7 protein-coding genes are annotated in these 14,890 nt (G+C 46.6%); 3 read left to right on the top strand and 4 right to left on the bottom strand.

Annotated elements, in window-relative coordinates; translation table 11 throughout:
• Window positions 1-20: 20 nt before the first annotated feature.
• Window positions 21-1,679: a glutamine--tRNA ligase/YqeY domain fusion protein gene (locus AB1S55_RS11775; RefSeq protein ID WP_370978380.1), complete on the bottom strand. Its 1,659-nt coding sequence runs from the start codon at window positions 1,677-1,679 to the stop codon at window positions 21-23.
• 131 nt (window positions 1,680-1,810) lie between these two features.
• Here AB1S55_RS11775 and AB1S55_RS11770 point away from each other — a divergent pair, with 131 nt between their 5' ends.
• On the top strand, window positions 1,811-2,302 hold the full coding sequence (locus AB1S55_RS11770; RefSeq protein ID WP_370978379.1) for a peptidylprolyl isomerase: 492 nt from the start codon (window positions 1,811-1,813) through the stop codon (window positions 2,300-2,302).
• A gap of 318 nt (window positions 2,303-2,620) precedes the next feature.
• A complete protein-coding gene (locus AB1S55_RS11765; protein WP_370978378.1) occupies window positions 2,621-4,498 on the top strand; it encodes a putative bifunctional diguanylate cyclase/phosphodiesterase in 1,878 nt (625 codons plus the stop codon).
• Here AB1S55_RS11765 and AB1S55_RS11760 read toward each other — a convergent pair.
• Both AB1S55_RS11760 and AB1S55_RS11755 read right to left on the bottom strand, forming a co-directional pair.
• Window positions 4,495-5,103, bottom strand: coding sequence for a tRNA-(ms[2]io[6]A)-hydroxylase (locus tag AB1S55_RS11760; protein ID WP_370978377.1), 609 nt, complete (start codon window positions 5,101-5,103; stop codon window positions 4,495-4,497). The genes AB1S55_RS11765 and AB1S55_RS11760 overlap by 4 nt on opposite strands.
• A gap of 36 nt (window positions 5,104-5,139) precedes the next feature.
• Complete coding sequence (locus AB1S55_RS11755; RefSeq protein ID WP_370978376.1) at window positions 5,140-5,595, bottom strand: DUF1289 domain-containing protein; 456 nt, start codon at window positions 5,593-5,595, stop codon at window positions 5,140-5,142.
• Between the two features lie 320 nt (window positions 5,596-5,915).
• On the opposite strand from AB1S55_RS11755, the gene AB1S55_RS11750 reads away from it, so the two are divergent.
• On the top strand, window positions 5,916-8,720 hold the full coding sequence (locus tag AB1S55_RS11750; RefSeq protein WP_370978375.1) for a bifunctional aconitate hydratase 2/2-methylisocitrate dehydratase: 2,805 nt from the start codon (window positions 5,916-5,918) through the stop codon (window positions 8,718-8,720).
• 609 nt (window positions 8,721-9,329) lie between these two features.
• On the opposite strand, the gene AB1S55_RS11745 is transcribed toward AB1S55_RS11750, so the two are convergent.
• Complete coding sequence (locus tag AB1S55_RS11745) at window positions 9,330-13,859, bottom strand: Ig-like domain-containing protein (protein WP_370978374.1); 4,530 nt, start codon at window positions 13,857-13,859, stop codon at window positions 9,330-9,332.
• Window positions 13,860-14,890 lie beyond the last annotated feature (1,031 nt).

Below are 14,890 nucleotides of genomic sequence, written 5' to 3'. Positions count from 1 at the left end.
TTGTTTCCATTTAACTCGGCTTAGGCTGGCTTGTTGAAACTGTCTCTCAAACCAATGGTTTGGTTAAAGACAAGGCCTTGCTCTTTACTGTCGCGACAAAAATAGCCAATACGTTCAAATTGATAGCCCTGCTCTGGAGCGGCATCAAGCAAACCAATTTCACCCAAAGCCTGACTGACAACACTCAAACTGTTTGGGTTAACATCGTCGAGGAAGTCTTTTCCACCAGCACCAGGCGCCTCAACATTAAATAAGCGATCGTAAAGACGAACTTCGAACTTGGCGTTTTTATGAGCGGCTACCCACTGAATAACACCTTTAGGTTTCACGCCGTCGGCAGGATCTTTACCTACTGTATCTTCGATCACTCGCGCTCTTACCTCGATGATGTCACCGGCATCATTTTTAATTGCTTCATCCGCTTCAATCACATAAGCACCACGTAAACGGGTGCGTTTGCCAATCACCAAGCGCTTAAATTTTTTGTTGGCCTCTTCGCGGAAGTCCTCTTGATCAATAAAGACTTCTCGACCAAAGGGCAGCGTTCGCGCAGGTAGGTCATCGCGATTGGGCGAACCGGCAATACTTAGGTCTTCGGTTTGCCCTTCAGGGTAATTAGTTAACACCACCTTTAAGGGTTTCAATACACACATCGCTCGCGCCGCGTTTTTATCCAAATCATCGCGGATAGCGTGCTCTAACATGGCTACATCAACCACACCATCTGAGCGAGTAACGCCGATCATGTCACAGAACTTACGCAGGCTAGCTGGTGTATAACCTCGACGGCGATAACCGGCGATGGTCGGCATACGTGGATCGTCCCAACCATCAACCACACCCTCATCAACCAATTGCTTCAGTTTGCGCTTAGACGTCACGGTGTAGTTCAAGTTCAAACGGCCAAACTCATATTGAGTCGGCGTATTGGGTACCGGTAGATTTTCAATAAACCAGTTATATAGTGGTTTGTGATCGGCAAACTCTAAAGTACAAATCGAGTGCGTCACACCTTCAATGGCATCTTCTTGGCCATGAGCAAAGTCATAAGACGGGTAAATACACCACTTGTCACCGGTTTGGTGGTGATGCTGCTTGCGAATACGGTACAGGACAGGATCGCGCAAATTGATGTTGCCACTGGCCATATCGATTTTGGCTCGTAAGCTTTTAGAGCCTTCATCAAACTCACCGTTCTTCATACGCTCGAGCAAATCTAAGCTCTCTTCGGCGCTGCGCTCACGGTTCGGGCTTGCTTTACCAGGTTCTGTCAACGAGCCTCGGTACTCTCGCGCCTGCTCTGGGTTAAGATCACAGACATAGGCTTTACCCTCTTTAATAAGGTGCTGAGCCCACTCATAGAAAGTATCAAAATAGCTAGAGGCATAACGCACCTCACCGGCCCACTTAAAACCCAACCACTCTACGTCTTTCTTGATGGCTTCTACGTAGGCCTGCTCTTCTTTAGCTGGGTTGGTATCATCAAAACGCAAATTGCACTCGCCGCCAAAGCGCTCTGCCAAACCGAAGTTAAGGCAGATGCTCTTGGCATGACCAATGTGTAAAAAGCCGTTTGGCTCAGGCGGGAAACGCGTTATAACTTTTTGAGTCGTCGCGGTCTCGAGGTCATTGGTAATAATTTGCTCAAGAAAATTCAATGGCTTTTCGTTCTCGGTCATGATCGCTGTCGTTTTATAGGATACAGGCACGTGGCTTTTGTTTTTGCCCACGCGAAGAAAGCGCGTATTATAGCGGCCTCTCGCCGCCCGCAAAGGGCTAGCAACGAATTAATGAGCTTACGGAGCCCCTAATGATCACTCTTCATACAAACTTTGGTGATATTGTCCTCGAACTCGACTTTGAAAAGGCACCAAAGACCGCTGCCAACTTCAAGCAATACGCCGAAGATGGCCACTACAGTGGCACTATTTTCCACCGTGTCATTGATGGCTTTATGGTACAAGGCGGTGGTTTTGATGAAGACATGCTGCAAAAAGACACTCGCGAGCCAGTAGAAAACGAAGCTGATAATGGCCTAAAGAACGACAAAGGCACCATTGCGATGGCTCGTACCATGGATCCACACAGTGCCAGCGCTCAGTTTTTTATCAACATTAAAGATAACGACTTCTTAAACTTCAGCTCTAAAGACAGCCAAGGCTGGGGTTATTGTGTATTTGGTAAAGTCACTGAAGGCATGGACGTGGTTGATAAAATCCGCCTTGTCAAAACCGGCAGCATGATGGGCCACCAAGATGTACCTGTTGAGCCCGTGATTATTGAGAAAGTAAGCGTCGCTTAAGTTAAATCGATGTTTGCTGGGGCAGAAGGTGCTTACTGCGTTTCTGCCCCTCTTAACAACAGAACCAAAATACGAGGCACATGCCCGTAAAAAGCGACTGCACTTCAAGCAGCCCCAAAAGATGCATTAAGCGCCAAACCAAAGCCTAGCTTAGCTTTACGCCTTAGATCTAAACGTTCTTGAAACATCCCGCCTAACCTCTTTTCGTCCTACTAGACTTATAGGCAGTAGGTTTTCAACCACGGTTGAAAGTCGTCTGCTGTACGCAGCGAGCCACACTGCGATATGTCGAGCCACCAAAGCACTACAGGAACACGAATGAGCACACCTTTCAGCTCAGAGCTAAGTCAACTGCTTGAAAACTACCAACTGCAAGCGGCTGAACTAAGCCAAGACATCAAAGCCGTACTTAGTGAGTTAGACCAAAAGCTGCTGGCCCATAACAGCAGCCCTACCCAAAAGAGCAGTGAAGCTTTTGATGAGCTTAAGCACGCTCACGGTGCCGCACTTGTACACTTTGATAAGCACGTGATTGACATCAGTGACTCAGCTCGAAAACTACTATTAGGTGGCGAGCGCCCCCCAACAGAGCAAAGCTCGGCTCCGCTGACCTTAAACGACCTTGGTTTAAGTCAATTAGACGATGCCTGTAAACAAGCTCAATATATGCATGGCCATCACGAGCTGCACATAGATACTAGGCGCCACGATGGCAAGCCTCTTTGGCTAAAGCTAGAACTAGAGCAAGCTGCAGACAAGAGCTGGTTTCTTCTAATTACCGATGAAACTGAACTCAAGCTTACCCAAGCTCGGCTTAAATACCTCAGTACACACGATGAGCTCACCGGCCTTGCCAATAAAAATCGTTTTATCCAGCGCAGTGAAAATGCCTTATCACGCAGAAGTCGCGACCGCTTTTATCGCTTTGCGATACTGATCATTAATTTTCAGCCAAAAGCAGAAGAAGCAGAACGTCACAGCCTCCATCTCAATGATCACTTTTTGGTTGAAATAGGAAAACGCCTACATCGATGCTTACGTCCTCAAGATATGGCAGCCCATTTAAGTACCGATGACTTTGCGATTCTGGTAGATGACTGCGCAACAGAAGAAAACCTGCAAAGTTATATTGCTGAACTTGAAGAAGCACTAGACAAGCCAATGGAGCTTGATGGAGAAATAGCTGCCTGCTCGCCGACCATTGGTGGTGTGTTAGTTGATAGCCAATACCAAACAGCAGAACAAATCTTACAAGATGCAGACAGCGCCCTGATCTTTGCCAAAAAACAAAACCATCGCTTCTACCTTTTTGATCTGCAACTGCTCAACGAAAACAAGCACATTAGCGACGTTGAAACCCGCCTACGGATTGCACTCAAACAAGAACATTTAGAGTTGCACTACCAGCCCATCGTCAATCTAACTAGCTGGCGAACCGTGCACCTAGAAGCATTATTACGCTGGAATATGAGCAAAACACATACGATTTTACCTGCTGAATTTATCAACCATGCCAATAAAAGCTCAGTCATTCACAGCTTAGGACAATGGGTTGTCGACACGGCCTGCAAGCAACTAGCTACCTGGCAAAAGCAAGTCAGCCCCTTAATAGGCATGTCGATTAATATCTCAAGCCGTCAATTTTCATCTAAACAGTTAATTAAAGACTTAGAAAGCAGCTTAACAGCCCACCCTTTACAGCCAGATAGTCTCAAGCTTGAATTGGCTGAAATCAGCCTACTGCAAGAAGACAACAAGCATATAGAACAACTGAATGAAATACGTAAATTAAACTGCGAGTTGTTAATCGATGACTTTGGCTGTGGTTTCAGTTCGATGAACCACTTACACCAACTGCCCTTAAGCACGGTTAAGATAGATCGCAGCTTAATAGCGGCACTCAATAGCCTTGAAGACAGCAACGCCATTGTTAAGGCTATTATCCATCTTGCCCACAACTTAGGTTTAAGCGTGATAGCCGAAGGTGTAGAAACCAAAGGGCAGCTTGAGAGCCTACTAGCGATGGGCTGTGATATGGCTCAGGGCTTTTTGTTTTCAGAAGCCAAAAACAGTGAAAACACAGCCGAGCTCTTGCATAAAGACTGGCAGGAACATGTGCAGAAAAAAGAAGACGACGAATTAGACCGATCGCCACCAACTATATTAACCAGCTGGCTGAAACGCAGGGCCAGTTAAGCCTGGACCCCGGAGTGAAAGCGAAACTCACCGTCTGTACTCTCAATTAAAGAACGCTCTAACTCTAAAAACTCCTGCACACGAGGCTCGATACTTTCTTCACCGGCTGTCTTTTGCGCCAGTTTCAAATAATCTTCAAAATGTCGCGCTTCAGACTTAAGCAGTGATAAGTAAAACTTCTGCAGTTCCTCATCCAAATATGGCGCAAGCTTTTCAAAACGTTCACAAGAACGCGCTTCGATAATCGCACCAACAATCAAGGTGTCAATCAAACGCTTAGGTTCATAAGTGCTGATGGGCTTACGTAACTCTGCAGCATAGCGCGACGCCGAGACCGGCTTGTATTTAATACCGCGCTTTTTCATGATTGCAATCACTTGCTCAAAATGACGCAGCTCTTCGCGAGCCAAACGTGACATTTTGTTTAATAACTCAAAGTCGTCTATGTAGCGATACATAAGATTAAGTGCGGTGCCTGCTGCTTTTTTCTCACAGTTGGCGTGATCTATCAGCATGGTTTCAGGTTCACCTTTGGCCCACTCTATCCAAGCATCTGGGGTTGGGCATAAAAGAAAGGCGTGGATCGCTTCGGTAATTTGGCTCATTGCTTACTCGTTATATGGTCGTTTATGGTGCACTTGCTAATCAGAATGATGCTGAAAGTAGCGTTCAAAGTGCACTTCAGACAGAGTATAAAAATCGCGGTCTATCTGCTGCTTGATTTCGCTCAGGCTCCAGCCTTGATAAGCCGACTTTATTCTGCAGCCAAAAGGCTCAAGGCTTGCAATAGTCGAAGCCCCGACCTGCAAGAGCTCGTGTAACCACAAATAAGGACCAGCGGTTTTATCGTATCTCACCTTTTGAAAGTCGAGGCTTTGTTTAAGCAAAGCCTCGTCATAGATCTCAACAAGGGGCTCGGCCACTTGGCGAACCAAGCTGCTTAGGCGTTGCACGATCAGCTGCCTCTGCTCCTCGCTGTAGCTATTCCAGTCGATCACCTCATTCATAAAACGCTTACAGCCACGACAAACGGAATCGCCAATACCTGTTGAACAAATACCCACACAAGGGCTTAAAGCGCGTGCAATGATGGTCAAGTTTCTTCCTGTAAGACTCACTAATAGATCGGCCCGCGATTCTATAGCTTCACTTGCCTATGCGCCACCTTAACTCAGATCAAGTTTTAGGCTAGAATACGCGCCCAGAATATAGCGGCTATTGATAGCCCGACCATCAGCCACGGCGGCTGATAGCCTCAGTTGGCAGCGATCCTGCTTACTGAGTAACTAAAACCTATAAAGAGGACAAACAATCGTGTTAGAAGCCTATCGTGCACACGTCAAAGAACGTGCAGCTCTCGGTATTGATCTTTTCGAGCCTTCAAAAAAAACCAACATTCTTACCCAGGAGGCCTAAAGTGAGTTTATACATTCAATACCTAGAGGAAATCGAGACCCGCAAAAACGAGCTGGGCTTGCATCCAAAACCGATTGATAGCGCAGATCTACTATCTGAAATCATTGAGCAAATTAAGGACGAAGGCCACGAGCACCGCGCCGATTCCCTTAATTTCTTCATTTACAACACCCTGCCTGGTACCACCAGCGCTGCGGGCGTAAAAGCGAAATTCCTTAAAGAAATCATCTTAGGTGAAGCGACTGTTGCTGAAATCAGCGCTGATTTCGCCTTTGAATTACTTTCGCACATGAAAGGCGGCCCTTCTATTGAAGTGTTGCTTGACCTAGTGATTGACGGCACTGACGCAGCCATCGCTAAACAAGCGGCCGACGTACTTAAGACTCAAGTCTTCTTATACGACGCCGATACCGCGCGCTTAAAGGCGGCCTTCGAAAAAGGCTGCCCAATCTGTAAAGACATTCTAGAGAGCTACGCAAAAGCCGAGTTCTTTACCAACTTGCCAGAAATCGACGCGAAAATCGACGTTGTGGCCTTTATTGCAGGTGAAGGCGATATCTCGACCGACTTACTTTCTCCGGGTAACCAAGCGCACTCGCGTGCCGACCGCGAGCTTCATGGCCAGTGCATGATCACGCCAGAAGCCCAACAGGAAATCGCTGCGCTACAAAAGAAACACCCTAACGCAAAAGTTATGCTGATCGCCGAGAAAGGCACCATGGGTGTGGGTTCTTCGCGTATGTCCGGTGTGAACAACGTAGCCTTGTGGGCCGGTAAGCAAGCGAGCCCCTACGTTCCGTTTATCAACATAGCGCCTGTAGTTGCTGGTACTAACGGCATATCGCCTATCTTCTTAACTACCGTTGGCGTAACTGGCGGTATCGGTCTTGACCTTAAAAACTGGGTTAAGAAGACCGACGAAGCTGGCAACGTAGTTAAAGATGAAAACGGCGATCCAGTATTAGAAGAAGCATATTCAGTTGCCACTGGCACTGTTTTGACCATCGATACCAAAGCTAAGAAGCTTTACAACGGCGACCAAGAGCTTGTTGACGTAGCCTCTGCTTTCACACCACAAAAAGTGGAATTCATGAAAGCCGGCGGTTCTTACGCGGTTGTATTCGGTAAGAAGCTACAAACTCTAGCAGCAGAAACCTTGGGTGTTGAAGCGCCATTGGTTTACGCACCAGCGAAAGAAATCAGCATTGAAGGCCAAGGCCTTACCGCGGTAGAAAAAATCTTCAACCGCAATGCAGTGGGCGTAGCCTCAGAAGCTAACTTACACGCAGGTTCCGACGTACGCGTTAAAGTGAACATCGTGGGCTCGCAAGACACCACCGGCCCAATGACTGCGCAAGAGCTAGAAGCCATGGCCGCTTCAACTATCTCGTCCGACGTAGATGCCGGCTACCAGTCTGGTTGTCACACCGCTTCTGTTTGGGACAAAAAAGCGCAAGCGAACATCCCCAAGCTAATGAAGTTCATGAACGACTTTGGTTTGATCACGGCGCGTGACCCGAAAGGCGATTACCACGCAATGACCGACGTGATCCACAAGGTGCTTAACGACCTGACCATCGACGACCGCGCCATCATCATCGGTGGTGACTCGCACACCCGTATGTCTAAGGGTGTCGCTTTCGGTGCAGACTCAGGTACCGTTGGCTTGGCATTGGCCACCGGTGAAGCCACCATGCCAATCCCAGAGTCAGTCAAAGTGACTTTCAAAGGCAAAATGGCCAGCCACATGGACTTCCGCGACGTGGTACACGCGACTCAAGCGCAAATGCTTAAGCAATTTGGCGGCGAGAACGTGTTCCAAGGGCGTATCATTGAAGTACATATCGGTACTTTGTTAGCTGACCAAGCCTTCACCTTTACCGACTGGACTGCAGAGATGAAGGCTAAAGCCTCTATCTGTATCTCTAATGACGAAACCTTGATCGAGTCTATCGAGCTTGCGAAGAGCCGTATCCAGATCATGATCGACAAAGGCATGGATAACGCAGCTAAGACCCTTGCTGGCCTTATCAAGCTTGCGGACGAGCGTATTGCAGGTATCAAGTCTGGCGAGCAGCCAGCACTGGCACCGGACAACAACGCTAAGTACCACGCTGAAGTCTTGGTTGATTTAGACCAAATCGCCGAGCCTATGATCGCTGACCCAGACGTTAACAACGACGACGTGTCTAAGCGCTACACCCACGATGTCATCCGTCCGGTTTCCTTCTACGAAGGCCGCCCGGTAGACCTTGGTTTTGTTGGCTCCTGTATGGTGCACAAAGGCGACATGCAGATCATCGCGCAAATGCTTCGCAACCTAGAGAAGCAAGGCGAAATCACCTTTAAGGCGCCACTTGTTGTTGCACCACCAACCTACAACATTGTTGATGAGCTGAAAGCCGAAGGCGATTGGGCAATCCTTGAAAAATACGCAGGTTTCGTATTTGACGATGCCAATCCTAAAGGCGAAGCGCGTACCAAGTACGACAACATCCTTTACCTAGAGCGCCCAGGCTGCAACCTTTGTATGGGTAACCAAGAAAAAGCCGAGCCAGGTGATACCGTTATCGCCACTTCGACTCGCCTATTCCAAGGCCGCGTTGTTGCTGACTCTGCAGAGAAGAAAGGTGAGTCACTACTTGGCTCTACTCCGCTTGTTGTGCTATCTGCCATCTTGGGCCGTTTCCCAACGATTGCAGAGTACACCGCAGCTGTTGAAGGCATCGACCTAACTCGCTTCGCGCCTCCGAGTGAAGAGTTAACAACCGAGCCATCGGCTGAGCCTGTACGCATTGTTGGCTAAATCAGAGGTAAAGGCCTTTCTCTAGGCCTTTATCAAGTCCTTCCCCGCTCGCTCCTTAAGCTTCCATATAGGCAAAGCTTAAGGAGTGGCTTCTAAACCTTCTACTCCACTTCAGCTTTTCAACGCTACACAGCCGTTAACGTGATGCTATAAGCAATATCATCCACCAAATTGAAGGCATTGATGGCCTGCCAGTTGAACAAGCATTTGAGCTGTCCAATACTTCTGTTCGTGCTACCTTAGGTAAGCTACCTACTCCAGCTGAGTACATTAAATACACAAGCAAGGTCAACGGCATGAGCGATGAAATCTTCTAGGCATGAGCTTCGAACAAATCGAAAGCTTGTAAAAAAAGCTGAAGAAGACCAGCGTATTTCTGTCACTGAGATTGTTGAAGTTTAAGTATTAAGCTTCAACAGCTCAATCCAAAAGCCCCGACTGTTCTGCAATCGGTTTTTTTACACATAAATCGAAACAACAAGCCCTCATAGCACCTTGCTTTTTTATAAAAAAATATCCTACAGTACAAAAAAGGCCCACAAGCGATACGCTTCGGGCCATTAAAGAGGGATAGTACTTATAAAGCCCGACCTAAGCCGGGCTAGGTATTTATTGCGCGGTAAACGTCATTTTATCGAAGAACCAGTGCCACTTAAGAGTAGAACCTATCGCTTCAACGCGGATGGTGTGCTCACCTGCACTAATGGCTAGACCACTAGCCACCGCGTGCTCAGTAAATACATTTAAGTTCTCGCCTGTGATTGCTGCTTCGGCTACTGAAACACCATCGATGTAGATCTTGGCAGAACTATCCGAGCCCTCATTAGTAGAGGCAATAAAGCTTAGGTCGTATACGCCGTCAGCTGCAAAGCTAACCGTGTAATCAGCCCAGCCACCCGTGAGGATATGATCAGCAAAGGTCGTGGTGCCCCAGAAAGTACGGGTAGTGAAACCACCTTGAGCACCGCCGGTTTGAACAAAGTTCTCGCCTTCGACAACAATTGGCTGACCTGGGTTGCTGCTAGGTTGATCGCTAGGCTCAGGGCTAGGAGACGGTGAAGCGCTAGGGCTAGCACTTGGGCTAGGCGAAGGACCACCGCTTGCTTCAACTAGGTTGAATCTCAACTTATCAGCGTTCCACTGCCATGCTGAAGCGCCTTGGCTTTGTACACGCAATGTGTAAGTACCAGCCTCTACACTTACGTTAGTAGCAACCGTTTGTGCCTCGTAGTCTTCCCAATCACCAGTAGCACTTAGGCTCGAAGCCGCAATTTGTGCACCGTTAAGACTAACAGCCACACCAAGCTCACCTGTCATAGGTGATGCAACATCAAGAATAATGTTGTAAGTACCTGACTGAGTAAAGCTTACACTGTAATCAGCGTAATCACCTGACGTATTCCAGTTGATGCTAGAACCATTGCTGTTAAAGCCGTTCACAGTATCACCACCAACTGCTGCACCGTTGCGATCTGTGCCGATGAAGTTTTCAAGCTCAACCACAACTACGTCACCACCGCCAATTGGAGACTGGCTGGGGCTAGGGCTAGGTAAAGGGCTAGCACTTGGGCTCGGGCTCGGTGAAGGACTTACACTTGGGCTTGGGCTCGGTGAAGGACTTACACTTGGGCTAGGCAAAGGACTAGCTGGAGTCGACGGAGATGGGCTAGGGCTCGGTGCTGAACCATCACTTTCTAGCAATAGGCGAAAACCAATTTTATCCGCATTCCATTGCCAAGCACCGGCACTACCCACGCTTAAAATACGTACTGCATGGGTACCCGCACTAGCAACATAGAGCGCATTAGAGACAACCACCTCTTGCATGCCATCGTAGTCTCCCGTATTAGGTAATCCACGCGCACCCATAGAGGTATCACCTACAAAGACTTCAACCCCAGTAGCGTCATTTGGCGTACCGGCAAATAATGAAAACTGGTAATAACCTGGCGTAGCAAAATCAACATTGTAATCAGCCCAATCGCCCGTTTGGTTATAATTAATCAAGCCCTTTTCTGCATCGATTAAAAACCCGTCTGTTTCACCTCCGGTAGCTACAAATGACTCAGCTTCAACATAAAATGGATCAGAATCCACACTAACCACTTGTATTTCTGCGTCACCGATATAACCACCATCATCTGAAATACCAGTAATAATGGCACGCCCCACTGCTAGAGCTGACACCAAACCACTTTCATCTACTGTGGCAACAGTTTGGTTGTTTGATGACCAGTCCACTTTGATATTACTGGCATTTGATGGAGAAATAATTGCATCGAGCTGGAAGTTTTCCGTCATCGGAACAATGGCAAACTCAGGTGCAATAACCATATCTTCAACTGCTACAGTCACAACATCAATAGTGGCATTGCCAACTTTATTACCTTCAGCTGTTGTAGCTGTAATCGTCACTTGCCCAGGAGCATGAGCAGTAACTAAACCTGCAGCATCCACTGTAGCAACAGCATGATTAAGTGAGGCCCAAGTGACCGCTTTATTACTAGCCTTAAACGGTTGAACATCGGCACTCAACTGTAAACTACCTCGCACAAACATTTCAGACGACCCAGGTATAAGACGCACTGCACGTGGAGCTACTTTAGTCACGCTGACACGCGCTTCTACCGTTTTCCCGCCATTATTTGTCTGGCCTGTGATAGTCGCTGTACCAGCACCAACACCGGTGACAATACCGTGAGGATCCACCGCCGCCACCGTTAGGTCAGAACTGGTCCACGTCATGGTTTTATCTGAAGCATTTTCTGGCAATACAACAGGGTTAAGGGCAATCGAATATTGCTCACCGACCGTTACACCAGTAGAAGGTAGGCTAACGCTATTCACATCCACACATGGATCACATTTAGCTTCGCTAGTACGCGCTAGATCACGGCTAGCCTCCCAAACAACAATATTTACGTTTGCGTAAATGCCACCTTGCTGAACACCCACCGTAATTTCGTTATTGGTTTTCAAGTATTCAATCGGCACCGGAATATCAAAGGTTCTTAAGTAGCTGTGGTGGGTATTGGCATAATCCATTCCGATAAAATCAAACACACTTTTTTCTTCGCCGTCGATTTCACGCACTTCAACCTCAGGAAGGATCTCGTGGCCATTAATAGTAAATTCGTGGAAGTGACCATGAATAACCATCGCAGTACCAACAAAACGACCTGTTACACGTACAACCGCTTCACCTTCTTCTGGAATATCCACACCATTTACATGTGCGGTAATCGGGCCACTCATTTGACCTGTGCGATGAACTGCACCGTCTTCTGTTCCGGCACCACTTAAACTCTCACCGTAATATTTACGTTCATTATTAAGCTGATTGATCACAACAGGGTTATTGTATTCAACATCGATAATAATGGTTGAACCAGCAGGAATTGTTAGTGTTTCAGGCAGTGATGCTAGTTGCGCTTCAGCCATAACACCTCGACCAGGTTCTGTCGCACTTAAACCTCGTCCTAAGTACGAGTGCTTCATACTGACGCCTTTAATGCTGTTACCGTTCAAGCCAAAGGTATTTAAATCAACGGTAGAGGTTTCCCACTCCATGTTGTTTAAAATAAGGTAGGCATGATTACCATCAACATAAGCATCAACCTGAATATCAGGATCCGTCGAGGCGGTATCAATACGAGTACCCTTTACATCAGACCACAGTTCATACCACTGGATTTTATCTGAGAAGTACCATTCGGCTTCAGAAGACATGTAATCCACATCGTCTGTTTGCATCAGCGAAGGCTCATAGCGCAGAGGGTTTCCATCTGCATCTGCGGTATAACCCCATGTTGCTTTAACCGGCGCAAATGGCATAGATTTTTCAACCATGTCTGGGCGCTTTAGAATTTGTAAAAACATGCGGTTAAATGTTTCAACATGCTTCCAGTCACCAAAGGTGTAATCCATACCAAAGCGTTCATTGGATACAATAGCTCCGTACTCAGAAACGACCCAAGGTTTAGGCTCACCAAATTTATGTTGCTGATACCATTCAACCATCTCAAATACGGCTTCTGTTGGACCACCATATCGATAAGCAATAGGAGCGTTAGTCGGTGAGGTAAAAGGATCTTCAGTTCCCGCTGCTACCCAATCATATAAATGGATTGAATAGAAATCCATATCGGCACCTGCCGCATCCATAAAACCCTTCCAGACAATATCCCACAGGGCAAAATCACCCCAGATATCGCTGTTCCAGCTCCAGTACTTAGACGAATCAATCCAGCTATGAACCATAGCTTTATATGCTTCGTCACCTTCACTTGTCCCTACGTAACGATGGAACCAATCTGGATCCGTCGCGCGACGCCAAAAGTCACCGCCGCCCAAATCATGCAGGCCCCAAGTCATACCACCAACTAATGGCGCATCTTCACCCAAGCGGTTGCGTATTTCTTTAGCCACCAAAGAGTGATACTCAAATAGGTTTTCCCACGAGTTGACCATAAAAGGAAAATGACCTTCGTTATTCATTTCCATATCAGGTTCATTAACCACTTCCCAATATTTAGGAAGGATAGGACCGCTCGTCTCGCCAGGTTTACGAAAGAAATTATCAAGGTAACGACCGATCCATTCAGCGGCTACCGCATGATCCTGCAATATGAACTTGCCATTGGCGTCATCACCAAATAAGCACTCAGTTTCATAAAAACAATAACTTGGCATCACGGCATGTGGGTTGCCGCCCATGATCATCTCGCCAATGCGCGACTCATAGGAGCGTTTATCCGCATCAAGATTGTCATAAAGCTCTTCTTTGTACCATGTACCAAATGGCTCGGCTTCAGCCATGTCCATTTGATTTGGGTTCTCTAAATCCTGAGGTACAGAGCGTGTTATCCAGGAAGCCTGACCATTATCACGACCAAGGTACACGTCAAGGTCATTCAATAAGTAATTCATAGCCGATGCTTCACCGTTCCAATCTGGCTCACTCAAATTGGCATGTACGGTGATGTGTTTCTCTCGATCAAAGTTCGACTCACCTCGAACCTCGTGTTTCATATCTAGATTAATGTCGACCTGAACAGTATTGGCGGTAGCAGACGACATCGCCACTCCCCCTACCGCCGCAGCGCTCACTAACGCTGCCAGCCTGTTAATTTTTTTCATTGTTTTAACCTCAAGGTGCTTATTCAGATTTGAACGCGTGCTCACCCGACATCTACGACTTATTGTTATTATTTATTACGACAAACGCACAAGGGCGCCTTTCATACTTAAGCACTAAATCCAAATAAAATGAATGGACAGCCGTACAGGAATTAATAAATCTCTTTATAAAACAGCAGGATTGTTTTTAAGCCTTACGAAACGCAACAAACAACCTGACACTTTATTACTAACTTAATAAGTGTGTAGTACTAACACTTACAAATTGAAAACACTGAGCATTGCCCATAACCAATACGGACTTAATCAAGACGCATATACAAATGCGATCCAAAATAGACTTTGCTCTTAATTATTATGGGAGGAGCATAGGCAGGCATCATAAACACGGCCTTCAAAAAACTGACTGCACAACTTCAAAATACGACTTTTACTTTAAAATCATAAAGTTACAAAAAAACAAAACCCCAAAAAGAGAAACAGTTCTTAAAAGAAATGAGCCCAAGATAAAGACCCAAACAGCAAAGATTAAAACAACAATAACTAAAGTACGGCATCGAATTAACCGTAAAGCATGAAGAAAATCGTCATATATCAACTTACTTTTTTCTTCTTATCAGCCCAAAAAACCAAAACAAGAAGCGAGTTTTCTCCTTTAAATAAGACCAGCATTAAACACATGCAACCATAGTAATCCGATGTATTAACAGCAAAGCATCACACTAACGCCATAAGAAACTCGTCTCACTTGAGTCATAGCCGCCCATTAAATAGCTAGGCAGTGAGATGATTACACAGGGGACATTCGCAGATAGGTAAGCACTAAACAGTAAGGGCTGAGAAAACAAAGTACATTTGATTCCGGCTACAGCATTATTTATCAGAAAATTGCGTAAGCTCAGTTACAGCAGAGGCCTATCGGTGACTAAGGCTTTCAAACCAAGCTCACTTGAGCCGATGGTAGACTTTGAAAAATAGGTACAGATTGTTTTCACGAACATCCCTAAAAATCGACACCCGTTCGACATTTA

Origin of the sequence: Agaribacterium sp. ZY112 (assembly GCF_041346925.1) — a bacterium.
Taxonomy (GTDB): domain Bacteria; phylum Pseudomonadota; class Gammaproteobacteria; order Pseudomonadales; family Cellvibrionaceae; genus Agaribacterium.
This window is presented reverse-complemented; position numbering and strand designations above follow the sequence as displayed.

Bases quoted from the DNA above. Each gene is read 5' to 3' on its own strand.
- AB1S55_RS11775 (WP_370978380.1), bottom strand. From the start codon at position 1,679: ATGACCGAGAACGAAAAGCCATTGAATTTTCTTGAGCAAATTATTACC.
- AB1S55_RS11770 (WP_370978379.1), top strand. From the start codon at position 1,811: ATGATCACTCTTCATACAAACTTTGGTGATATTGTCCTCGAACTCGAC.
- AB1S55_RS11760 (WP_370978377.1), bottom strand. From the start codon at position 5,103: ATGAGCCAAATTACCGAAGCGATCCACGCCTTTCTTTTATGCCCAACC.
- AB1S55_RS11765 (WP_370978378.1), top strand. From the start codon at position 2,621: ATGAGCACACCTTTCAGCTCAGAGCTAAGTCAACTGCTTGAAAACTAC.
- AB1S55_RS11745 (WP_370978374.1), bottom strand. From the start codon at position 13,859: ATGAAAAAAATTAACAGGCTGGCAGCGTTAGTGAGCGCTGCGGCGGTA.